The 22,239-nt window shown below is 67.8% G+C and carries 24 protein-coding genes; 13 read left to right on the top strand and 11 right to left on the bottom strand.

Features of this window, described 5'->3' with window-relative positions; translation table 11 throughout:
* Positions 1-13: 13 nt before the first annotated feature.
* From TW83_RS08900 to TW83_RS08865, 8 genes are all read left to right on the top strand, one after another.
* On the top strand, positions 14-1,168 hold the full coding sequence (locus tag TW83_RS08900; RefSeq protein WP_045982418.1) for an LLM class flavin-dependent oxidoreductase: 1,155 nt from the start codon (positions 14-16) through the stop codon (positions 1,166-1,168).
* Between the two features lies 1 nt (position 1,169).
* A complete protein-coding gene (locus TW83_RS08895) occupies positions 1,170-2,060 on the top strand; it encodes an aldo/keto reductase (RefSeq protein WP_045982417.1) in 891 nt (296 codons plus the stop codon).
* On the top strand, positions 2,057-2,563 hold the full coding sequence (locus TW83_RS08890) for a flavin reductase family protein (RefSeq protein ID WP_045982416.1): 507 nt from the start codon (positions 2,057-2,059) through the stop codon (positions 2,561-2,563). The genes TW83_RS08895 and TW83_RS08890 overlap by 4 nt, the downstream gene beginning before the upstream one ends.
* Before the next feature lie 65 nt (positions 2,564-2,628).
* Positions 2,629-3,222, top strand: a complete 594-nt coding sequence (locus TW83_RS08885; RefSeq protein WP_045982415.1) for a TRAP transporter small permease subunit — start codon at positions 2,629-2,631, stop codon at positions 3,220-3,222.
* Positions 3,222-4,511 (top strand): TRAP transporter large permease, encoded by a 1,290-nt coding sequence (locus TW83_RS08880; RefSeq protein WP_045982414.1) that lies wholly within the window; start codon positions 3,222-3,224, stop codon positions 4,509-4,511. The genes TW83_RS08885 and TW83_RS08880 overlap by 1 nt, the downstream gene beginning before the upstream one ends.
* Positions 4,512-4,531: 20 nt before the next feature.
* Positions 4,532-5,578, top strand: a complete 1,047-nt coding sequence (gene dctP, locus TW83_RS08875) for a TRAP transporter substrate-binding protein DctP (protein ID WP_045982413.1) — start codon at positions 4,532-4,534, stop codon at positions 5,576-5,578.
* A gap of 39 nt (positions 5,579-5,617) precedes the next feature.
* Complete coding sequence (locus TW83_RS08870; RefSeq protein WP_045982412.1) at positions 5,618-6,625, top strand: putative sulfate exporter family transporter; 1,008 nt, start codon at positions 5,618-5,620, stop codon at positions 6,623-6,625.
* Positions 6,626-6,681: 56 nt separating this feature from the next.
* Complete coding sequence (locus TW83_RS08865; protein WP_045982411.1) at positions 6,682-7,113, top strand: MarR family winged helix-turn-helix transcriptional regulator; 432 nt, start codon at positions 6,682-6,684, stop codon at positions 7,111-7,113.
* A 54-nt stretch (positions 7,114-7,167) separates the two neighbouring features.
* Here the strand turns inward: TW83_RS08865 and TW83_RS08860 are convergent, their stop codons facing one another.
* Positions 7,168-7,503 (bottom strand): hypothetical protein, encoded by a 336-nt coding sequence (locus TW83_RS08860; RefSeq protein WP_052714780.1) that lies wholly within the window; start codon positions 7,501-7,503, stop codon positions 7,168-7,170.
* 304 nt (positions 7,504-7,807) lie between these two features.
* Here TW83_RS08860 and TW83_RS08850 point away from each other — a divergent pair, with 304 nt between their 5' ends.
* Positions 7,808-8,224: a pore-forming ESAT-6 family protein gene (locus TW83_RS08850; protein ID WP_045982408.1), complete on the top strand. Its 417-nt coding sequence runs from the start codon at positions 7,808-7,810 to the stop codon at positions 8,222-8,224.
* Positions 8,225-8,276: 52 nt separating this feature from the next.
* Here TW83_RS08850 and TW83_RS08845 read toward each other — a convergent pair whose 3' ends face one another.
* The 7 genes from TW83_RS08845 to phhA all read right to left on the bottom strand — a co-directional run bounded on the left by TW83_RS08845 (position 8,277) and on the right by phhA (position 14,581).
* Positions 8,277-9,524: an AI-2E family transporter gene (locus tag TW83_RS08845; RefSeq protein WP_045982407.1), complete on the bottom strand. Its 1,248-nt coding sequence runs from the start codon at positions 9,522-9,524 to the stop codon at positions 8,277-8,279.
* A 123-nt stretch (positions 9,525-9,647) separates the two neighbouring features.
* Positions 9,648-10,874, bottom strand: coding sequence for a saccharopine dehydrogenase family protein (locus TW83_RS08840; protein WP_045982406.1), 1,227 nt, complete (start codon positions 10,872-10,874; stop codon positions 9,648-9,650).
* Positions 10,875-10,909: 35 nt separating this feature from the next.
* Positions 10,910-12,004 carry a carboxynorspermidine decarboxylase gene (gene nspC, locus TW83_RS08835; RefSeq protein WP_204245738.1) on the bottom strand — a complete coding sequence of 365 codons (1,095 nt, stop codon included), beginning with the start codon at positions 12,002-12,004 and terminating at the stop codon, positions 10,910-10,912.
* Positions 12,005-12,112: 108 nt separating this feature from the next.
* A complete protein-coding gene (locus TW83_RS08830) occupies positions 12,113-12,505 on the bottom strand; it encodes a hypothetical protein (RefSeq protein WP_045982404.1) in 393 nt (130 codons plus the stop codon).
* A 10-nt stretch (positions 12,506-12,515) separates the two neighbouring features.
* Positions 12,516-13,301, bottom strand: coding sequence for a DUF6478 family protein (locus tag TW83_RS08825; RefSeq protein ID WP_157001457.1), 786 nt, complete (start codon positions 13,299-13,301; stop codon positions 12,516-12,518).
* A 136-nt stretch (positions 13,302-13,437) separates the two neighbouring features.
* A complete protein-coding gene (locus TW83_RS08820; RefSeq protein ID WP_045982403.1) occupies positions 13,438-13,776 on the bottom strand; it encodes a 4a-hydroxytetrahydrobiopterin dehydratase in 339 nt (112 codons plus the stop codon).
* A 13-nt stretch (positions 13,777-13,789) separates the two neighbouring features.
* Positions 13,790-14,581 (bottom strand): phenylalanine 4-monooxygenase, encoded by a 792-nt coding sequence (phhA, locus tag TW83_RS08815; RefSeq protein WP_045982402.1) that lies wholly within the window; start codon positions 14,579-14,581, stop codon positions 13,790-13,792.
* A 119-nt stretch (positions 14,582-14,700) separates the two neighbouring features.
* Here phhA and TW83_RS08810 point away from each other — a divergent pair, with 119 nt between their 5' ends.
* Positions 14,701-15,162 carry an Lrp/AsnC family transcriptional regulator gene (locus TW83_RS08810; protein ID WP_045982401.1) on the top strand — a complete coding sequence of 154 codons (462 nt, stop codon included), beginning with the start codon at positions 14,701-14,703 and terminating at the stop codon, positions 15,160-15,162.
* Here TW83_RS08810 and cls read toward each other — a convergent pair whose 3' ends face one another.
* Positions 15,163-16,590, bottom strand: coding sequence for a cardiolipin synthase (gene cls / locus TW83_RS08805; RefSeq protein WP_045982400.1), 1,428 nt, complete (start codon positions 16,588-16,590; stop codon positions 15,163-15,165).
* Between the two features lie 88 nt (positions 16,591-16,678).
* On the opposite strand from cls, the gene accD reads away from it, so the two are divergent.
* The 3 genes from accD to TW83_RS08790 are packed head-to-tail and all read left to right on the top strand — an operon-like array spanning position 16,679 to position 19,335.
* The gene (gene accD / locus TW83_RS08800; protein WP_045982399.1) at positions 16,679-17,620 is read left to right on the top strand and encodes an acetyl-CoA carboxylase, carboxyltransferase subunit beta; all 942 of its coding nucleotides are present in this window, start codon (positions 16,679-16,681) and stop codon (positions 17,618-17,620) included.
* A 54-nt stretch (positions 17,621-17,674) separates the two neighbouring features.
* The gene (locus TW83_RS08795) at positions 17,675-18,943 is read left to right on the top strand and encodes a folylpolyglutamate synthase/dihydrofolate synthase family protein (RefSeq protein ID WP_045982398.1); all 1,269 of its coding nucleotides are present in this window, start codon (positions 17,675-17,677) and stop codon (positions 18,941-18,943) included.
* 26 nt (positions 18,944-18,969) lie between these two features.
* Positions 18,970-19,335: a DUF983 domain-containing protein gene (locus TW83_RS08790; protein ID WP_045982397.1), complete on the top strand. Its 366-nt coding sequence runs from the start codon at positions 18,970-18,972 to the stop codon at positions 19,333-19,335.
* Positions 19,336-19,354: 19 nt separating this feature from the next.
* On the opposite strand, the gene TW83_RS08785 is transcribed toward TW83_RS08790, so the two are convergent.
* Both TW83_RS08785 and lysM read right to left on the bottom strand, forming a co-directional pair.
* Positions 19,355-21,238 carry an acyl-CoA synthetase gene (locus TW83_RS08785; RefSeq protein WP_045982396.1) on the bottom strand — a complete coding sequence of 628 codons (1,884 nt, stop codon included), beginning with the start codon at positions 21,236-21,238 and terminating at the stop codon, positions 19,355-19,357.
* Between the two features lie 161 nt (positions 21,239-21,399).
* Positions 21,400-21,906, bottom strand: a complete 507-nt coding sequence (lysM, locus tag TW83_RS08780) for a peptidoglycan-binding protein LysM (RefSeq protein WP_045982395.1) — start codon at positions 21,904-21,906, stop codon at positions 21,400-21,402.
* Positions 21,907-22,239: the final 333 nt, after the last annotated feature.

Below are 22,239 nucleotides of genomic sequence, written 5' to 3'. Positions count from 1 at the left end.
CCGGGAGGAAACCATGACCGTCGTCCCCGTCACCTCAGCCGATCTGGATGCCGTCGAGGTCGCCTGGTTCGCGGCACTGTGTTCCGATGATTACCGCCATCTGGGCGTGCCCGACGGGTCGCTGCGGTCAAGCTGGGCGCATTGTTCTGACATCGTACGCACGGCCGAACAGCAGGGGTTCGGCAACATCCTGTGCCCGTCCAGCTATCAGGTCGGCCAGGACACGCTGTCCTTCGTCGCGGGCTGCGCGCCGATCACCCAGCACATCAACATGCTGGCTGCCGTCCGCTGCGGAGAGATGCAGCCGATCATGCTGGCCCGCACCATCGCCACGCTGGACCACATGCTGGAAGGCCGCCTGACGGTCAACATCATCAGCAGCGATTTCCCCGGCCAGCAGGAGCCCAGCCCCTTCCGCTATCAGCGCAGTCGCGAGGTGGTCGAGATCCTGAAGCAGGCCTGGTCGCAGGGCGAAATCAACTATCAGGGTCAGGTCTATGATTTCAGCGGCCTGACCACCGATCCTGTCCAGCCCTATCAGACGGGCGGGCCGATGCTCTATTTCGGCGGCTATTCCCCCGACGCGCTGGACCTGTGCGGCCAGCATTGCGACGTCTATCTGATGTGGCCCGAAAAGACCGAGGACATCGCCGACCGCATGCGCGCCGCCCATGCTGCAGCCGAGAAATACGGCCGCACGCTGGATTACGGCTTTCGCGCCCATGTGATCGTCCGCGACACCGAGGCCGAGGCCCGCGAATACGCCCGCGACTTGGTCAGCCAGCTGGACGATGACCAGGGTCGGCTGATCCGCGAACGCGCGCTGGACGCGGGCTCGCTCGGCGTCAGCCGCCAGGCGCGCAACCGAGAGCTGGCCGATCTGGAAGGCTATATCGAGCCCAACCTGTGGACCGGCGTGGGCCGGGCGCGGTCGGGCTGCGGCGCGGCCATCGTCGGATCGACCGACCAGGTCCTGACCAAGCTGGAGGAGCTGCGTCGCATGGGCATTCGCGCCTTCATCCTGTCGGGCTATCCCCACAAGGACGAGGCCTGCCATTTCGGCAGCCGCGTCCTGCCGCAGATGAATACCTGCCAGTTGAACCGTGTCTGGGGCCGCGTGCCCGACACCACCCCCGCAACGCCCCTGGGCACCGGCGAAAGGCGCTGAGATGAACCGTGTGACGCTGACCGACGATCTGAGCCTGTCGCGGCTGGTCTATGGCATGTGGCGGATCGGCGACGATGCCGACACCTCGCCCGCCCATGTCCAGGCCAAGATCGAGGCCTGCCTGGACCAGGGCATCACCACGATGGACCAGGCGGACATCTATGGCGCCTATACCGCCGAAGGCATCCTGGGCGCCGCCCTGCGTGCCAGCCCCGGCCTGCGCGACCGGATCGAGATCGTCACGAAATGCGACATCATCGCACCGATCGGCAAATACGCCGACGCGGCCTGCAAGCATTACGACACGTCCGGCGATCACATCCGCGCCGCGGTCGACACGTCGCTGCGCGACATGGGCACGGACCGGATCGACCTGCTGCTGATCCACCGACCCGACCCGCTGATGGACCCTGATGAGACGGGCCGTGCACTTGACGGCTTGGTATTCCAGGGCAAGGTCCGCGCGGTGGGCGTGTCGAACTTCCGCCCCTGGGACGTGGAGCTGCTGCAGGGGTCGATGCAGACCCGGCTGGTCACCAACCAGATCGAGGTGTCGCTGGCCGCTATCCAGCCCTTCACCAACGGCGACCTGGCCTTTCATCAGCGCCGCCGCGACCCGGTCATGGCCTGGTCGCCCCTGGGCGGCGGCAGCCTGATGACCGGTCACGGACCCGTCGCGGCCGAACTGGACGCGCTGGCGGCGGAATTCGGCGTGGACCGCGCGGCGGTGGCTGTTGCGTTCCTGTTGCGCCACCCCGCGACCATCCTGCCGGTCATGGGCACCAATTCGCTTGCACGGATCGCCCGGATCGCCGATGCCGAAAAGGTCCGGCTGGATCGCGTGCAGTGGTTCCGCCTTTACCAAGCAGCCCTTGGGCAAGAGGTGCCATGACGCGACCGATCCCGCACAGCTTCGTTCCCGATCCGCAGAACGGGCGGCTGCTGCGCGATGCCTTTGGCCGCTTTGCGACCGGGGTCACGGTGGTGACCGCCGCGACCGAGGGCGGCTGCGCGGCGATGACCGCCAACAGCTTCTCGTCCATCTCGATGGACCCGCCGCTGGTGATGTGGTCGCCGGCGCTGGCCAGCTCCCGCTTTCCGGTCTTTGCGCAGGCGCGCCATTTCGCCATCCACGTGCTGGCCGCCGACCAGGCCGACCTGGCCTGGACCGTCGCGCGCAACCGCAACGCGCTGGACCATGCGGGCCTGTCCGCGAACGCGCATGGCGTGCCGGTGCTGGACCGCTGCCTGGCCCGGTTCGATTGCGACCTGTTCGCCATGCACGAGGCGGGCGACCACATGATCATCGTCGGTCGCGTCCTGCACGCCCAGATCACCGAAGGCGATCCGCTGGCCTTCTTCGGCGGGCAGATCGCCGGGATCGCCAGAGGCTGACCGACCGCGGCGCCGGGCAAAAGGAGGCCCGGCACCGTCACGAAACGGGGGAGGAGACACCCAAGATGCGCCTGCTGACGGGCCTTGTCCGGCCATTGTCCCGGATCAACGAACAGCTGCTGCGCGCGGGGCGCGCGGTGGGCATCGTGGCCATCGGCCTGATGGTCGTGGTGACCATCGTGCAGGTCGTCGCCCGCTATGGCTTCAACAGCGCCCTGGCCTGGCCGGACGAGGCCGCGCGGTTCTGCATGCTGTGGATGACCGGCCTGATGGCGCCGACCGCGTTCCGGCGCGGGGGTTTCGTCGCGATAGACTTTCTTCCCGCCATGCTGCCCGCGACGGCCGCGCGGCTGCTGAACCTGATCCTGCTGGCCGTGTCGCTGGTGGTGCTGATCGCAGCCGTGCAGATCGGCTGGCGCGAGGTGACGGGCCTGGGCGGACGCTTTGCCAGCGCCTCGCTGTTTCTGCCCACGTCGCTGGATTTCAGCGACTGGTACCGGGTGCCGCGGTCCTGGATGATGGCGTCGATCCCGGTCGGGCTGATGCTGCTGATTTCCGTGAATGTCGAACTGATCCTGCGCATCCTGGCGCAGTTGGGCGGTGCCCGCGACCTGCCCCCGATCGAGGGGCTGGATGCGGGCCTGCGGGGGGCCGAGTGATGCTGATCCTGTTTCTGCCGCTGTTCCTGACCTTTCTGCTGATCGGCCTGCCGGTGTTCTTCGGGATGCTGGCGGCGCCGGGCATCCTGCTGATGCTGAACGGACAGGAACGCGACCTGACGCTGCTGTACCGCAACCTCTACAACGGCATGGACAGCTTTCCGCTGATGGCGATCCCGTTCTTCATGCTGGCGGGCGAGCTGATGAACCGCGGCGGCATCACGCTGCGCCTGGTCGAATTCGCCCAGGCCCTGATGGGGCATTTCCGCGGCGGCCTGGCGCATGTGAACATCCTGTCGTCGATGCTGTTCGCGGGCCTGTCGGGGTCGGCCGTGGCCGACACCTCGGCGCTTGGGTCCATGCTGATCCCGGCGATGGAGAAGCAGGGCTATACCCGCCGCTTCGCCGCCGCGATCACCGCGGCCAGCTCGGTCATCGGGCCGATCATCCCGCCGTCGGGGATCATGATCATCTATGCCTATGTGATGGGCGAAAGCGTCGCGGCGCTGTTCCTGGCGGGCATCGTGCCCGGCATCCTGGTGGGCGTGGGCCTGATGATCGCGGTCAAGGTCATGGCCGACCGCTACGACTTTCCCATCGCCGCGCCGCGCCAAAGCTGGGGCCAGCGCGGACAGGCCAGCCTCAAGGCGTTCTTTCCGCTGATGACCCCGGTCATCATCCTGGGCGGCATCCTGGGCGGCGTCTTCACGCCCACCGAGGCCGCCGCCGTCGCCGCCGTCTATGCGCTGGTCATCAGCCTGTTCGTGCTGCGCACGATGAAGATCGCGGAACTGCCGGACGTCCTAGGCCGCGCAGCGCTGACCTCGGCGGTGGTGCTGCTGCTGGTGGGTGCGGCGATGTCGTTCAAGACGGTGATCTCGCTGTCGCAGACGCCGCAGATGATGGCCGACTGGATCCTGACGCTGACCGCCGACCCGCTGATCCTGCTGCTGATGATCAACCTGTTCCTGTTCGTCGTCGGCATGTTCCTGGACGCGGGCCCCGCGATCATCATCCTGGCGCCGATCCTGGGGCCGGTCTTCACCGGCATGGGCGTCGACAGCGTGCATTTCGCGATCATCATGTGCGTCAACCTGACGGTTGGCCTGGCCACGCCGCCCATGGGGCTGGTGCTGTTCGTGGCCTCTGCGGTGTCGGGCGAAAAGGTCATGACCATCGCCCGCGCCATCCTGCCGTTCCTGCTGGTCGAGGTGCTGGTGATCTTCCTGATCACCTATGTCCCGGCCATTTCCATGACCATCCCGCGCCTGACCGGCTTTGCGGACTGAGACCACCAAGGGAGGATACCATGCTGAAACCCGCACTGACCCTGGCCGCCGCCCTGGCGCTGGCCACCCCCGTCATGGCCCAGGAATACACCCTGCGCGCCGTGGCCAACTCGAATGAGAACGACGAGGATTTCGACGGCCTGCAGGTCTTCAAGTCGCATGTCGAGGCGGCCTCCAACGGCGCCATCGCGGTCGAGATCTTCATGGGCACGCAGCTCTGCTCGAACGGTGCGGAATGCCTGCAGGGCGTGGCCGACGGCTCGATCGACGTCTACATCTCGACCTCGGACGGGGCGGCGGGGCTGTTTCCCTATCTGCAGGTTCTGGACCTGCCCTACATCATGGCCGACGACCGGGTGGCCGAACGCGTCCTGACGGGCAATTTCACCCGCCAGCTGCGCGACATGACGCTGGAGGATTCGGGCGGGATGCTGCGGCTGATGACCATCGGCAACACCGGCGGCTGGCGCAACTTCGCCAACACCAAGCGCCGCATCCAGACGCCCGCCGACCTGTCGGGCCTGAAGATGCGCACCGTGGTGGCCGACCTGCCGCAGGAGCTGGTGCGCGCGCTGGACGCCTCGCCCACGCCGATCCCCTGGGCGGAACTGTTCACCTCGCTGCAGACCAACGTGGTCGAGGGCACCGCGAACGGCATCACCGACATCATGTCGATGCGTTTCCCCGAAGCTGGGCTGCAATACCTGACGCTGGACGGCCACGCCTACATGGGCGCGATGTGGTGGATGTCGAACGAGCGCTTCATGGAGATGCCCGAGGACATGCGCGCCATCGTCGTCGACGGGTTTGCCCAGTTGCAGCAGGCGACCTTCGCCTCGCCCAAGCGCAAGTCCATCGCGGCCTATGAAGAGTTCCGCGCCGGCGGCGGCGAGGTCTATGTCCCCACGGCCGAGGAGAAGGCCGCCTTCACCGAGGCCGCGGCCCCGGTCTATGACTGGTTCACCAGCAATGTCGACGGCGGCGAGGAGATCCTGGCCAGCTTCCGCGAGGCCGTGTCCCAGGCCAAGACCGCGCTGGCCGAGGAACGCGCCCGCGACATCCAGTAACCCCTGCCGGGGGCCGCGACCCGGCCCCCTTGGACGCCCATGACCCGCACCGACATCCCCCTTGCCGCCCGCGGGCGCGCCCTGGCGCCCGGCCTGATGCTGGCCGTTACCGTCGCCATGGCGGCGCAGTTCCTATCCGGCCATTACGGCGTGCCGGTGATGCTGATGGCGATCCTGCTGGGCATGCCGCTGCATTTCCTGGCCGAGGACGACCGCGCCGGTCCCGGCATCGACTTTGCCGCCCGCACCCTGCTGCGCGCGGGGGTCGCGCTGCTGGGCCTGCGGGTGTCGCTGGACATGGTCGCCGCGATCGGCTGGCCCTTCGTGGCATTGGTCGCGGGATCGGTCGCGGCGGTGATCCTGGGATCGGTCGCGCTGGCGCGCAGGCTGGGCCAGGACCGCGCCTTTGGCCTGCTGACCGGCGGGTCGGTGGCGATCTGCGGGGCATCGGCGGCGATGGCCATCGCATCCGTCCTGCCCGCGCGCGACAGCGCGGAACGCGACCTGTCCTTTACCGTGATCACCGTCACGGTCATGTCGACCTTCGCGATGATCGTCTATCCGATGCTGGCGGCGGGCCTGGGCCTGGACCAGCACCAGACCGGCCTGTTCCTGGGTGCCACGATCCATGACGTGGCCCAGGTCGTGGGCGCGGGCTATTCCGTCTCCGAGGAGACAGGCGACATCGCCACCGTGGTCAAGCTGATCCGCGTGACGCTCTTGGCGCCCGTCGTGCTGATCGCGGCGCTGGTCCTGCGCCGTGCCGCGCCCGCGGGGGCCGCGCGCCCGCCGCTGCTGCCGGGCTTCGTGCTGGTGTTTCTGGTGCTGGCAGCGGCGAATTCGGCACATCTGGTGCCGCTGCCCGTGACCGATGCCGCCTCGACCCTATCGCGGGCCCTGCTGGTCGCCGCCGTGGCCGCGGTCGGCATGAAGACCGCGCTGGCGCGCATGGCGCAGGTCGGCGCCGCCGCCATCGCCATGCTGCTGGTCCAGACCGGCGCCCTGGCCACGCTGATTGCGGTGCCGCTGATGCTGGGACTGGTGTGACGGGCGGTTGCCCCCTGCCCCGCTTTCGGGCCATCTGATCCGGACCGGAGGGGATCATGGCCTTTCACCTGGACGACTTTCTGCCCTATCGCCTGGCCGTCGCGGCCCAGCAGGTCAGCCGCCGTTTCGCCCGCCTCTATGCGGCCGAGGCCGGGCTGACGATTCCCGAATGGCGGGTGCTGGCGCATCTGAACCATTCCGGTTCCGTCAGCGTCCGCGACATCCACACCCGCGTCAATCTGGACAAGTCGGTCGTCAGCCGGGCGGCGACGCGGCTGGAACAGGCCGGTCTGGTCGCTAAATCTGACCATGCGGGCGACCGCCGCCTGATCGCATTGGAACTGACCCCGCAAGGGCGCGATCTGATGGATCGGTTGGGACAGGTCGCGCAAGCGTTTCAGGATCGCCTGCTGGCGGAACTGGGATCTGACGCGGCCGCCCTGTCCGCCGCGCTGGACCGGCTGGCGCAGGATCCCGACGCGCCGTGACCCATGAAAAAGGCCAGGCACATGACCCGGCCTGTTCAACAAGAGATCATCGGATCAGCCGTCGGTCACCGGCTCGATCCCGTCGACCATCAGCAGCGTCCCGTCCGTGGCGCTGAAGATCAACTCGGTCGGCAGGCCGCCGCGTTCCCCGCTGACGATCAGCGTCTCGGGGCCGCGCAGGACGACGACATTCTCGTAGCCCTGGGCGGACAGGCTGTCGATGACCTCCTGGTCGGTCGCGAACCCGTCCAGGGTCGGGAACTGGACCTCCTCCATGGTGGTCATCCCCTCCGTCGGCACGGCGGTCTGGGCTAGGGAAGCCGTCGCCATCAGGGCGGTCAGGACGGCGGCCACGCCGCCCAGCTTCAGGGATGCGATCGGATTGGTCATCGTACTCTCCTGTGATTCGCTGCGGTCGATGCCGCTGTCACGGACCCAACCTTTGGGCGGACGAACGGTTCAATCACGCCCGTGTCACGGGGGCTGTTGATGATTTCGTGTGCCGATGTGATCGGCAGCCGACAGCCTGCGCCGGAACCTGCCCAGATCCGGCGATCCCAGGGCGCGTTTCAGGCAGGGTCTTGCCGGTATGGCGGCCATGGACGGTGCGGGTCGGGTCATTCCCGATCGCTCGGTCTAGCGTCCTGCCGACGTTGCCCGGATCACCACCGGGTACGCAGAAAAAGGAAACGACATGATCCGCAAGATCGCATTCGCCATGGGTCTGGGCCTGCTGCCCGCCGCCGTTGTCGCCCAGGATGCCGCAGCGCCCGCACAGGACGCCCCCGCGCAGACCGCCCCCGCCGATCCCGGCACCACGTACGAGGCCGCGCGCAATCAGCTGGGCATCCTGCAGTATTGCCAGGAGCAGGGCTTCACCGGTGCCGAGGCCGTCGAGGCCCAGGGCAAGCTGGTCGGCCTTCTGCAGGGCGGTGACGAGGCCGTCGGCAGCGCCGCCGAGGAGAAGGGCGCCCAAGGCACCGTGTCCGTCGGCGGAACCGAGGTGTCCCTGGCCGATGCCGTCGAAGAGCGCGGCAGCACCGTCGAGGCGACCTGCCAGCAGATCGAGGCCGCCGTCAACGAGATCGCGCCCACTCTGCCCGCAGGCTAAGCCTTACGCCCACGACAATTGAAAACGAGCCGGCGATCGCCGGCCCGTTTTTCTATGGCGCATCGGTGGCGTCGTGCGTCGCGACCAGTTCGGCCGTAACCGCGCGGGCGGCGGGGCCATCCTCGGCGGCGGCACCCGCCTCGACCAGTTCGCGGGCCTCGTCCTCGTCCTCGTCGGTCAGGGCGGGGGGTTCGTCGCCCGCCAGGAAGTTGCCGAACTTCTCCCACCCGGGGATGTGTTCGGCCAGCACGCGGATCACCACCAGCACGGGCACCGCGATGATCATCCCGATGACCGACCACAGCCAAGCCCACAGCGCGACGCCCAGGAACACCACGACCGTATTCATCTGCAGTCGCCGCGACACGAAGTAAGGCGTGATGATCTGCCCCTCCAGCGATGTCAGGCCCAGATAGCTTGCGGCGACCATCGCCGGCCAGAACAGCCCCGGCATCACCACCAGCGCCACGATGCCCGATATGGCGACCCCGGTGATCGCCCCCAGATAGGGGATGAAGTTCAGAAGGAACGCCCCGATCCCGAACAGAAGCGGGCCCGGCATCCCCCAGGCCCACATCGTCAGCCCCACCGCCAGGCCAAGACCCGCATTGATGATGGTGATGGCGCCCAGATAGTTGCCAAGCGAATCCTCGATCTGGCGCAGGGCCAGATAGGCGCCGCGCTTGTCGCGCATGCGGTCGAAGCTCTGGACGATCTTCAGATACAGCAGGTCGCCGGACGCGATCAGGAAGAACAGCAGGATCAGGGTGAACAGCACCTGCCCCATCAGCAGCGGCGCCATGTGCATCACGGTGCCCAAGGTCGTCTCGCCCTCCTCCTGGATGCGGATAGCGGGGGGTTCCTCGGGTCCGGAATCGGCGCTTTGCGCCTCGTCGATCCGTGCGGCGGCCTCGCGCAGGTCCGACAGGCTGTCGCGGACGCTGTCGAACTTCTGCTCCAGCTGTGCGCTGATGATGGGCATGTTGCTCATCGCCCGGCTCAGCGGGCCGCTGGCGGCATAAGCGATCACCCCCACGGCCAGCAGGATCGACAGGGTGATGCCCGCCGCGGTCGCCGCATCCGGGATGCCGCGGCGTTCGGCAAAGCGACGCAGGGGCGTGAAGACGAAGAACAGCAGCATCGCCATGGTGACGGGCATCAGAAAGTCGCGCCCCGCGGCGATGGCGGCAAAGGCCATGACCAGAAAAATGCCAATGACGGCCCAGTTCGCCAGAACCGGGACCTTGCTGTCGGCGCGTTGTGAAAACCGTGGAAAAAGATGTCCTTCAGGACCTGGCATGTCGAACCCCCGATGCGGGCGCCGCGTTCCCCAACGCCGGTGGCACCCGTGTGCTGCGCAAACGCAGGCGGCGGCCCGGATGTTCCGAACCGCCGCGTTCACGTTATTCCGGATCGGCCTGGATCAGACCGGATGATCGCCCGATGCGTCGATGACGCGGGTGGGAAGGCCCATCTCTCCCAGCAGCTCTAGGAAGGGCCGCGCGGGCAGATCCTCGACATTGGCCATCTTGCCCGCGTCCCACGGACCGCGCGCGATCAGGATCGCCGCCGCGACCGGGGGCACGCCCGCGGTATAGCTGATGCCCTGGCTGCCGACCTCCCCGAAGGCCTCCTTGTGGTCGGCGACGTTGTAGATGAAGACCTCGGCCTCCTTGCCGTCGCGGGTGCCGCGGACCAGGTCGCCGATGCAGGTCTTGCCCTCATAGTCGGGGGCGAGGCTTGCCGGGTCAGGCAGCACGGCCTTGACCACCTTCAGCGGCACCACGTCGGTGCCGTCGGCCAGCGTGACCGGCTGTTCCGACAGCAGGCCCAGCTTCTGCAGGACGGTGAAGACGTTGATGTAATGCTCTCCGAACCCCATCCAGAACCGCACGTCAGCCTGCGGGTAGCGGGCCGACAGGCTGTGGACCTCGTCATGGCCGGACAGATAGGCGGTGCGCTTGCCCACCACGGGCAGGTCCCATTCGCGGCCGACCTCGAACATGCGGTTCTCCTGCCAGGCGCCCTTCTGCCAGGAATAGACCGTGCCGGTGAACTCGCGGAAATTGATTTCGGGGTCGAAATTCGTGGCGAACCAACGGCCGTGCGATCCGGCGTTGATGTCCACGATGTCGATGCTGTCGACCTTGTCGAAATACTCATCCTCGGCCAGGCGCGCATAGGCGTTGACCACGCCCGGATCGAAGCCCGCGCCAAGGATGGCGGTGATGCCCGCCTTGGCCACGTCCTCGCGGCGCTTCCATTCGTAATTGCCGTACCAGGGCGGCGTCTCGCAGATCTTGGCCGGATCCTCGTGGATCGCCGTGTCGATATAGGCGGCGCCCGTGCGGATGCAGCCCTCAAGGACGGTCATGTTGATAAAGGCCGTGCCCACGTTGATGACGATGCCCGCATCCACCTGCCGGATCAGCGCCTCGACCGCGTCCGCGTCCATCGCGTCCAGCGCATGGCTGGTCCAGGCCATGTCATGGCCCTTCTCGCGCAAGGACTGGATGATCGCGTCGGCCTTGGCCTGCGTGCGGTTCGCGATGTGCAGGTCGCCGAACTCGGCCGCCCATTGCGCGACCTTGTGGGCCGTGACCTGCGCCACGCCGCCCGCACCGATGATGAGCACGTTCTTCTTCGCCAATTCTGTCTCCTTCAGGTGGCAGAGGATGGGTGGCCTTAGGACAGGCTGCCTTTGTATTCGTCGTAACCGAAGCTGCGGACGGTGCGGATCGTTCCGTCCTCCTCGCGGCGCGCGATGGCGGGCATGGCGACGCCGTTGAACCAGTTCTTCTTGACCATCGTGTATCCGGCCGCATCCTGGATGCTGACCCGGTCGCCGATCTGCAGGGGCCGGTCAAAGCCCGCCTCTCCGAAGATGTCGCCTGCCAGACAGGTCTTACCCGCGATCTGGTACCGGTGGTCGCCCTCGTGCGGTAGGCGGGCGTCCTGACGATAGATCAGCAGGTCCAGCATATGCGCCTCGGTCGAGCTGTCCACGATCGCCACGGGCTTGCCGGTGTCGATGATGTCCAGGACGCTGACCTCCAACGTGGTGGTGTTGGTGATGCTGGCCTCGCCGGGCTCCAGATAGGCCTGCACGCCGAAGCGGTCCTGGAATGCCTTCAGGCGGTCGGCCAGCCGGTCCAGCGGATAGCCCTCGCCGGTGAAGTGGATGCCGCCGCCCAAAGACACCCAGTCCAGACGCTTCAGGATGGCACCGAACTCGTCCTCGATCCGGGTCAGCTGGCGGTCGAACAGGTCGAAGTCGCCGTTCTCGCAGTTGTAGTGGATCATCACGCCGCTGATGCGGTCCAGCGCGGATTCCAGCCGCTCCACGTCGCCTTCGCCCAGGCGGGAAAACGGCCGCGCCGGGTCGGCCAGATCGAAGCCGCTGGTCGAAAAGCGCGGGTTCAGCCGCAGGCCGGTCGCGATGCCCGCGGCCTTGGCGCCGAAACGGTCCAGCTGCGACAGGCTGTTGAAGATGATCTTGTCGGCGTAACCCACCGCCTCGTCGATCTCGTGATCGGCCCAGGCCACGGAATAGGCGTGGGTCTCCTTGCCGAAGGTCTCATGCCCCAGGCGCAGCTCATAGAGCGACGAGGACGTGGTCCCGTCCATGTAGTCGCGCATCAGGTCGAAGACCGACCAGGTGGCAAAGCATTTCAGCGCCAGAAGTGCCTTGGCACCCGACGCCTCGCGCAGATAAGCGACCTTTTCCATGTTGGCGCGCAGACGGGCCATGTCGATCAGGTAATGCGGCGTCTGCGGCAGGGTCATGGTCAACCTTACGTCAAGAAACACGGGGGGCGGGTCGCGAAGCCGCGATATAGCCACGCCCCCCGCTTTTCGCAAGGAACCATCACGGCCGGGTGACGGGACCTAGCGCCCCGTCAGGTCGGCGGCAAAGCGGCGCAGCTCTCGCTTGACCAGTTCCAGCTCGGCCCGCAGGGCGGCGATCTCGGCGGTCAGATCCTCGTCCAGGGGCTGGCCCGCCATCAGCGACAGCCGCGCCAGGACATGCCCGTCCGGCCCGCTGTCCGGTCCCGGCCCCGTCGCCGTCTTCAGCAGCAGCGTCTGCACCCCGTCCGACAGGACCTGGGCCGGCAGGTCCGCCTCGACCAGCCAGCGGCCGGGGCCGTCGGTGGTCACGCGCGCCTCGGCCAGGACCTCGGCGTGCTGAATCAGCACGACCCGGATGCCGGGTGCGTCGATGCCCGTCAGCGCGCCGCGCCAGACGCCGCCCTTCAGGCCGTGATTGTCGAAATGCGGCATGGCCATATCCTCAGATCTGGGCGCGGGGATGGCGCGACAGGATCACGTCGCGCAGGCCGACCGCGTTCATGAAGGGCGCCTCGAAGATCAGGTCCAGCCATGCCTTCTCGACCGACCGGGCGGACAGTTCGGCATAGCCCAGGTCGAACTCGACGATGCGGTCGCAGTGGCGGCCCTCGATCGGCTCGCCCATCTTGCGCAGCATGGTTTCGGTGTTCGGGCCCTGCTGGATGTTCAGCCGGGCATAGACCGCGATGGGGCGTTCCGCCTGCAGTGTCGCGTCCAGCCGGATGATGTGATGCCCGCCCAGATCACGCAGCGCCTCGACCGGCAGCGACAGCGAGAACGACAGAAAGCTGCCGGAAAACCCCATCACCTCCAGCGCCAGCCCGTAATCGGACAGGTCGGTGGCGCGGCGGTTGCGCACCTGCCGCAGGATCAGCGCACGTTCGGCGCAGTCGTGGAACAGCGCCACCTCGGGGGACAGCCACCGGCCCGCTTCCGGGGCGATCAGCGCGGGGGCGGCATGGCGCGCCTGCAGGATCTGGGGCCGCCAGCGCCAGTCGGTGCCCGCCGGCAGATCGATGCGCGACAGGGAATCGCGGGCGCCCACGCTGCGCGCGTCGGCCGCGTGCAGCAGACGCGACAGCACCTGGTGCAGGTCGCAGGCCTCGTCGCGCAGGTCGGGATCCAGGGGCCGGTCGCGGCGCGTGACCGATTTCAGCATCCGCGACCATTGCCTTGCCGCGTGGCCGCGCCGGCGGCGCGACAGCCAGCTGGTCTCATGGCGCGACATGGACGCGACCCCCGGTCTGGCGCCGGTCATCCCGGACAAGGCGACGATTCGTCATGCGGCACGGCCCGTATGCTGGAAACCCCTGGCCTTGGGGATAGACCGTGACGGGCCGCCGGACAACCCTGACGCGTGCCGTTCAGGCCACCAGCGCGTCCAGCCGGGCGGCGCAGATGAAGTCGTTGTCGGTCAGCCCGCCGGCCTCGTGCGTGGTGAAGGTCACCGTGCAATAGCCCCAGCCGAAGGCGATGTCGGGATGGTGGCCCTGCTTGTTGCCCAGCCATGCGGCCAGGTTCGCCATCTCCACCGCCTTGGCGAACCCCTTGAAGGTGAAGCGCCGGGTGATGGCGGTGGCATCGTCCGACAGGGTCCAGCCCGTCAGCCGGGTCAGCATGGTGGCGGCGGTCGCCGGGTCGTGCGGTGCCACGCCCCCCTTGCAGGGTTCGCAGTCGCGGGCGGCAAGATCGCAGGTGGTCATGGCATCGGTCCTTTCAGGCGGCGGTCTTGGGCGGGTATTTCGGTGCGTGCAGCCCCAGGGCGCGGGCCTGGCCGATGTCGGCCAACAGGTCGCGCCGGGCGGCGGCGAACAGGTCGTCCAGATCGTCTATCACGAAATAGACCGGCTGGTGGATATCGATCCGATACGGCGTGCGCAGGATATCGATCACGTCGAAGGGCCGCTGTTCCGCCTGTCCGGAAATGGCCCATGGCAGTTCGGTGACCGAACTGGCCAGCCCCGACCCCAGGGCCTTCAGCTGGCCATCCTCGCGCATTAGCCCGAATTCGATCGAGAACCAATACAGGCGGATCAGCCAGGCATAGTCGGCCTTGTCGCAGCGCGTTCCCGCCGCGCCGATGGCCTGGCTGAAGGCGGCAAAGGCCGGATCGGTCAGCAGCGGGGTGTGGCCGAAGATCTCGTGGAAGATGTCCGGCTCTTCGATATAGTTGAAATGCTTGCGCTTGCGGATGAAGCTGGCGGCCGGGAACGTCCGGTCGGCCAGCATGCCGAAGAACCGCCCGAACCCGATCAGCGCCGGCACGGGTTCCACCCGCCACCCGGTCAGCGCGCCCAGCTTGGCCGACACCTCGGGGCATTGCGGCACACGGTCCTGCGGCAGGTCCAGCAGGTCCAGACCCCGCAGATAGGGCGAGGCCATCCGATCCCGCACGGCGGGCAGCTGCTGGGCCATCAGGTCGCGCCAGACGGCATCCTCCTCGGCGTCATAGGCGATGAAACCCCGGTCATCGGCGACCTTGGCGGCATATTCGGTCGATTTCGGCATGGCACGTCCTCCTCTGCGGTCCAGATTACCGGATGCGGGGGAAAAACCTTGCCGGAATGGGTTGTCCAGCCGACTTTGACGGTACATCATTTCGCGGACCGCCAAAACAGGGGAAACCGATGCCCGATCTGGACGATGCCGACCGCCGCATCCTGCGCCTGATGCAGCAGGACGCGACCCTGTCGACCCAGGGGCTGGCCGATGCGGCGGGCCTGTCGACATCGCCCGCGTGGCGGCGGCTGCGGCGGCTGATCGAGACCGGGGTGATCGACCGGCAGGTGGCGCTGGTCCCGCCGGCCAAGGCCGGGCTGCATGCCCTGGCCTATGTCCAGGTGTCGCTGCTGGACCATACCGAGGCGACGCTGGCGCGGTTCGACCGCTTCGTGCAGACCGAGGCTCAGATCCTGGAATGCGCGACCATCACCGGCACCTTCGACTATCAGCTGAAGATCGTGGCGACCGACCCCGAGGGGCTGGAACATTTCCTGATGCGCCGGATGCTGTCCTTGGGCATCATCCGCAGCACGGTGACGCATTTCGTGCTGCGTCAGACGAAATACACGACCGCCCTGCCCCTGTGATCACAGCAGCGGCGATGCCAGCGCCAGGGCGTTGTTGCGGATGCGCCGCCACGGCGACCAGGCGCGCACCTGGTCCAGCGTGATCGCGTCGGCCCGCGCGACATAGCTGGCCTGCCGCGCATCCAGCAGCCCGACGAATTCCGGATCATAGACCGCCATGTTGACCTCATAGTTCAGCTCGAAGCTGCGACGGTCCAGGTTCGCGCTGCCGATCATCGCCATGCGCCCGTCCACGGTCAGGATCTTGGAATGCAGCAGGCCGTCGCGGAACAGCATCAGCCGGACCCCGGCGGCCAACAGCCCGTAATAGAAGCCCTGGCTGGTCGCCCCCACGATCAGGCTGTCGTTGCGGGCGGGCAGGATCATGGTGACCTGCACCCCGCGCCGCGCCGCCGCCCGGATCGCCGCGTCCAGCGCATCGTCGGGGACATAATACGGCGTGGTGATCACCACCCGGTCGCGCGCCGCATGCAGCATCGCGGACAGGCAGTCCGACACGCTGCCCGCGCGCAGGTCGGGGCCGGTGGCCACCACCTGCGCCGCGACGCCGGGATCGGCGACCGGCGCCACCGGCTGCAGCATGGGGCCCAGATCGCGGCCGGTATAGCTCATCCAGTCCGACAGGAAGACGCCCTGCAGCTGGCGCACCGCCGGTCCCTCGACCCGGACCAGGATGTCGACCCAGGGGGCAAAGCGCGCCTTGATCGCGAACGCCATGTCCGCGCAGTTGCGGCTGCCGGTAAAGGCCACGGCGTTGTCGATCACCAGGATCTTGCGGTGGTTGCGCAGGTCCAGACGCTGGAACAGGATGCTGATGAAGGGCAGGCCCCAGGGAAAGGCGGTGACGCATTCCACGCCCGCCTGGCTCATCCGGTCCCACAGCTCCGACCGGACCAGCGACCGCGACCCAAGGGCGTCGACGATGACACGGCATTGCACGCCGCGATCCTCGGCGCGGCACAGGGCCTGGGCGACCTTGGTCCCGCTGGCATCGGGCAGCCAGATGTAGAACAGCAGATGCACGTGGTCGGTCGCCGCATCGATGGCCGCGACCAGCTCGTCGATCGCCCCGTCGCTCTCCTCCAGCAGCTGCAGGCTGTTGCCCTGGACGGCCTGCATGCCGCCCACCGCCTCGTTCGCGGCGATGATCGGGCCCGCCGGGTCGGACCGGTCGGCGCGGACCGCGGGCACGGCGGTACGCAGGCCGGTCAGGCGGTCGCGCACGTCGGACATGCGCTGGACCTCGGCCTGCTTCATGCGGACCTCTCCGAACAGCAGATAGGCCGCGATCCCCAAAAGCGGCACCGCCTCGACGACCATGATCCAGGCCAGCCGCACCGAGGGCTCGACCCTGGGACGCAGCAGCACGCGGGCGATGATCACCAGCGACAGGGTCGTGTGCGTGAAAAAGAACAGGGTCGTCCACATGCCCGGCATCATCAGCCGCCCCCCCGGCAATTGCAATTCCCCGCGTGGGGCCCTATCTGGGGGCCTGAAACAGCCAAGGCCATTCGCGATGAACTGGATCACGAACTACGTCCGCCCGCGCATCAACTCGCTGTTCTCGCGGCGCGAAGTCCCCGAGAACCTGTGGACGAAATGCCCCGAATGCGGGACGATGCTGTTCCACCGCGAATTGTCGGACAACCTGAACGTCTGCACGAACTGCGATCACCACATGGCGATCACGCCGCGCGACCGCTTCGGTGCGCTGTTCGACGGCGGCGCCTTCGTCGAGGTCAAGGTCCCCGAGCCCATCGCAGACCCGCTGCAGTTCCGCGACCAGAAGAAATACCCCGACCGCATGAAGGCTGCGCAGAAATCCACCGGCGAAAAAGAGGCCATGCTGGTCGCCGAGGGAGAGATCGGCCGCACCCCGGTCATCGCCGTGGGCCAGGACTTCAGCTTCATGGGCGGGTCCATGGGCATGTATGTGGGCAATGCGATCGTGGCGGCCGCCGAACGGGCGATCAAGGTTCGAAAGCCGATGATCCTCTTCTCCGCCGCGGGCGGCGCCCGCATGCAGGAGGGGATCCTGTCCCTGATGCAGATGCCCCGCACCACCGTCGCGGTCGAGATGCTGCGCGAGGCCGGCATCCCCTACATCGTCGTGCTGACCCACCCGACCACGGGCGGCGTCACCGCCAGCTATGCCATGCTGGGCGACATCCACATCGCCGAACCCAACGCGCTGATCTGCTTTGCCGGCCCGCGCGTGATTGAACAGACGATCCGCGAGAAGCTGCCCGAAGGGTTCCAGCGCGCCGAATACCTGCTGGAACACGGCATGCTGGACCGCGTGACCCATCGCGGCAAGCTGCGCGACGAACTGGTCTCGATCCTGCGGATGCTGGGCGGCCTGCCCGCCCCCACCCGCGCCGACCTGCCAGCGCCCGAACCGGTCAACGACCCGATCCCGGCGCCGGCCCCCACGCCCGCGCCGGCTCCGGCCGAGTAATTCTTCTTTGTCGAAATACCCCGGGGGTCCGGGGGCTGGCCCCCGGTGCATGACATGACCACATCCGATGCGATCCTGTCGCGCCTCATGGCGCTGCACCCCAAGGTGATCGACCTGTCGCTCGACCGAATGCACCGCCTTCTGGCGGCCTTGGGCAACCCCGAACGTGCCATCCCCCCGGTGATCCACATCGCGGGCACCAACGGCAAGGGCAGCACGCAGGCGATGATCCGCGCGGGCCTTGAGGCAGGCGGCGCGCGGGTCCATGCCTATACCTCGCCGCACCTGGCGCAGTTTCGCGAACGCATCCGCCTGGCGGGCACCCTGATCGAGGACGACGCCCTGGCCGACCTGCTGGCCCAGGTCGAGGCCGCGAATGACGGCCAGGCCATCACCTTCTTCGAGATCACCACCGCTGCGGCCTTCCTGGCCTTCGCCCGCACCCCCGCGGACTTCACCCTGCTGGAGGTCGGACTGGGCGGGCGCCTGGATGCGACCAACGTCATCGACGCGCCGCGCCTGACGGTCATCACGCCGGTCTCGATCGACCACACCCAGTACCTGGGAGAGACGCTGCCCCTGATCGCCGCCGAAAAGGCCGGCATCATCAAGCCCCGCGTCCCCGTCATCGTCGGCCCCCAGGACGACGATGCCCTGCGCGTGATCGAGGCGCGCGCCATGGGCCTGTCCGCGCCCATCGTCGCACATGGCCAGCACTGGATGATCCAGCCCGAACGCGACGGCATGGTGTTCCAGGACGATCACGGGCTGTGGGACCTGCCCCGCCCGAAGCTGATCGGCCCGCACCAGGTCCAGAACGCGGGCACCGCGCTGGCCGCCCTGCGCGCGCTTGGCGCCACCGACGCGCAGGCCCGCGCCGCCGTAACTCAGGCCGAATGGCCGGCCCGGATGCAGCGCCTGCGCCATGGTCCGCTGGTCGATCTGGCCCAGGGGGCGGAGCTGTGGCTGGACGGCGGGCACAACCCGGCGGGGGGGCAGGCGCTGGCCGCGACCCTGGCCGCGATGCCCGCACGCCCGACGCATCTGGTCTGCGGCATGCTGAACACCAAGGATGTCGCGGGCTATCTGCGTCCGCTGGCCGACCACGCCGCCGGCCTGACCGCCATCGACATCCCCGGAGAGCCGAACACCCTGCCCGCCACCCAGACCGCCGACGCCGCGCGCCAGGTCGGCATGACCGCGCATGTGGCCCAGGATGCCGCGCAGGCGGTGGAACAGCTGGTGACCCGCCACCCCGGCGCGCGTATCCTGATCTGCGGATCCCTGTATCTGGCCGGGCGCATCCTGCGCGACAACGGCTAGGCCACGCCCGAACCCAAGGACAGCCCATGACCCAGATCCGAGACAGCCGCGCCGCCATCCTGCGGGGCGTCATGAACCGCTGCCCTTCCTGCGGAGAGGGGCAGCTGATGCAGGGCTATCTGAAGGTGAACCCGGTCTGCGCGCATTGCCAGGCGCCCCTGTCCCGCTATCCGGCGGCGGACGGGCCCGCGTTCTTCACCATGACGGTGATGCTGCTGGTGCTGATCCCGCTGTTCGGCATCATCTGGAACGTCTGGCGCCCCGAACCCGCGACGCTGCTGGCGGTCACCGGGCTGATCACCACGGTGATGACACTTGTGCTGCTGCGCCTGATCAAGGGCGCCTTCATCGGCTATCTGTGGGCCAAGGACGAACAGGACCGGGGCGCCTGACGGCCCCCGGTCCCCGCCGTCACGCCCAGTCCCAGGGCGTCGTGAACTGGCCCAGCCTCTCGCGGACCTGATCCTCGGCGACGTTGCCCTCGCGCGACAGGCGGGCGACCAACCCGCGCTTCTTGTCCTCGCGCACCTCGACCACGCGGGCGCCGGTGCCCTGCAGGGCGGCGTCATAGACGCGGCTGATGGCCAGGCGGCGCAGGTCCGGCTTGAAGATCTTGCCGACCGCGGTCTTGGGCAGCTCCGACAGGATCTCGATATGCTTGGGGACGGCGGCGCGTTCATGGATGTGGTCGCGGGCATGGGCCGCCAGTTCGTCCACGGTCACGGTGGCTCCACCGACCAGTTCCACATAGACGCAGGGCAGTTCGCCCGCGAAGGCGTCGGGCTGGCCGATGGCGCCGGCGAACGCGACGGCGGGGTGCGACAGCATCCCCTCCTCGATCTCGGCGGGGTCGATGTTGTGGCCGCCGCGGATGATCAGGTCCTTGGCCCGCCCGGTGATCCACAGATAGCCGTCCGCGTCGATCCGGCCCAGATCGCCCGTGCGCAGGTACCGATCGTCGGCGAACAGCTTATGATTCTTGTCGGCCTCGGTATAGGTCGAGCCGGGGAAGACGCCGGGATTGGCGACGCAGATCTCTCCGACGACATCGGTGGGGCATTCATGCACCCGGCCCGCATCGTCGTGGTTCAGGATGCGCACATGCGTGTGCGGCAGCGGGATGCCCACCGAGCCCACCTTCTTCAGCCCGTCCACCGGGTTGCAGCTGACCAGGCAGGTGGCCTCGGTCAGGCCGTAGCCTTCGGCGATCTCCACCCCGGTGGCCGCCTTGAAGCGGTTATACAGCTCGATCGGCAGCGGCGCCGAACCCGAGATGGCGGTCTTCAGGCTGCCCACATCGGCGTTGACCGGACGCTGCATCAGCGCGGCGATGGCCGTGGGCACGGTGATCAGGAACGTCGCCTGCCAGCGTTCGATCAGCTTCCAGAAGTTGTCGAAGACCCCATCGCCCCGGTATCCGGCGGGCGTGGGCATCACCACATGCGCGCCTGACGCGATGCAGGACATCAGCACCGGATAGGCCGCAAAGACGTGGAACATCGGCAGCGGGCACATCAGCACGTCGGTCTCGTCGAACAGCAATGTGCCGCCCAACCAGCCGTTATAGATCATGCCGCTGTACTTGTGCTGGGCCACCTTGGGCGTGCCGGTGGTGCCGCCGGTGTGGAAATAGGCCGCGACGCGATCCTGCTTGGGGTCGTCGAAATCCAGGGCGGTGTGCTTCCTCGCGCTGGTCGCGGCCTCGAAATCCAGGACCTTGGCCTTGTGCCGGACCTTCACCTTGGGGCGGATCAGCGGCACGATAAAGCGTTTCAGGCCGCGCAGATGGCGGTTCAGGTCGACCTCGACCACATGGGTGACGTTCGGGGCCTGGGCCACCGCCTCGGCGGCCTTCTGCGCCACGTCGGTCTTGGGGAAGGCCTTCAGCGTGACCAGCACCTTGGCATTCGTCTCGCGCAGGATGCCGGCGATCTGGGTTGCATCCAGCAGCGGGTTGATCGGGTTCACGATCCCCGCCGTGGCCCCGGCCAGCAGGACCACCGGCGTCTCGATGCTGTTGGGCAGAAGGTACGCGACGGTGTCGGTTGGCCCCACGCCCAGGCTGCGGAACAGGTTGGCGGTTTCGGTCACGCGTTCCAGAAGGTCCTGCCAGGACAGGGTGACGGCGTGGTCCTTGGGCCCGGACAGCAGCTGGAACGAGATCGCGGGCCGCTGCGGGAACCGCTCGGCCGTGCGCGACAGGAATTCATAGATCGTGACCGGCAGGCCGCGCGCGTCAAAGCTGCCTTCCTGTTCGATCCTGTCGCGGTCCGCATAGCTGCCGAACTTGCCCATCTGGTCCCCCTGCTGTCGGGCCGCATCGGCTGCGGCCCCTCCCTGCGGGTCAGGATGGTCCGACAAGGCCGGGCGGGGCAAGTCCCGACCGGTCCGCCGCATGTGAAAACGCCGCGTCAACCGATGGCCGACGCGGCGTCATGGCGGTCCGACCGGGGTGGTCAGTCCGCAGCGGGAATGCGCAGGACCTGGCCCGGATAGATCTTGTCGGGATCGCTCAGCATCGGGCGGTTCGCCTCGAAGATCGCGGCGTACTTGTTCGCGTTGCCCAGGTGCTCCTTGGCGATGGCGGACAGGGTCTCTCCCTTCTTCACGGTGTGGAAGACGGGTTGGGGGGAGTCGGCGGGCAGGTCGGCCTCGACCTTGGCGATGCCCTCGATGTTGCCGACGGCCAGGATCAGCTTTTCCAGTGTCTCGCGGTCGGCGCCCTTGGATTCGACGACCACCGTGTCGCCGCGCAGGCGCAGGTGGACGTCGTCGCCGTCCAGGTTCAGCGCGCGCAGTTCCGCTTTCAGCGCCGCGACCTTGCGCTGCGTGTCGTCCTGGGCCGCGGGCTGCGCGGCGGCGGGGGCTGCGGCAGGGGCCGCGGCGGCGGGCTTGGGCGTGGCGGCCTCGGCCTTGCCGAAGACCGACTTGCCCGCGTCTTTCACGAAATCCCAGATGGCCATGTGCAAAGGTCCTTGTGATGTTCCGCCACCGAACGACCGCCATGTCGGCACGGTTCCGCCAAACCAGGGCGCCATGGCCTCATCGGGGCGAAAGCGCTTGTTAACCCGGGGCGGCTATAAGAACCAAGGCGCGCTTGGAAACGGGGTCACCGCAGGGCATGACGAACTGGACAGGATACGGACGGGGATCGCTGATGATCCTGGGCACGGCGCTGCTGGCGGGATGCGCGGCGACCCCGCAGGCGTCGGTCGGCCACGACCCCCACGCGGTCCAGGTCGGCCCGCCCGGACCCGCGCAATGCGGCGCGACGGCGCCGGACCGGAACGCGATGG

It is taken from the genome of Paracoccus sp. S4493, from assembly GCF_000967735.1.
GTDB classification, from domain to species: Bacteria; Pseudomonadota; Alphaproteobacteria; order Rhodobacterales; family Rhodobacteraceae; genus Paracoccus; species Paracoccus marcusii.
The sequence above is the reverse complement of the archived record's forward strand: the minus strand, read 5'-3'. Positions and strand labels throughout refer to the sequence as shown.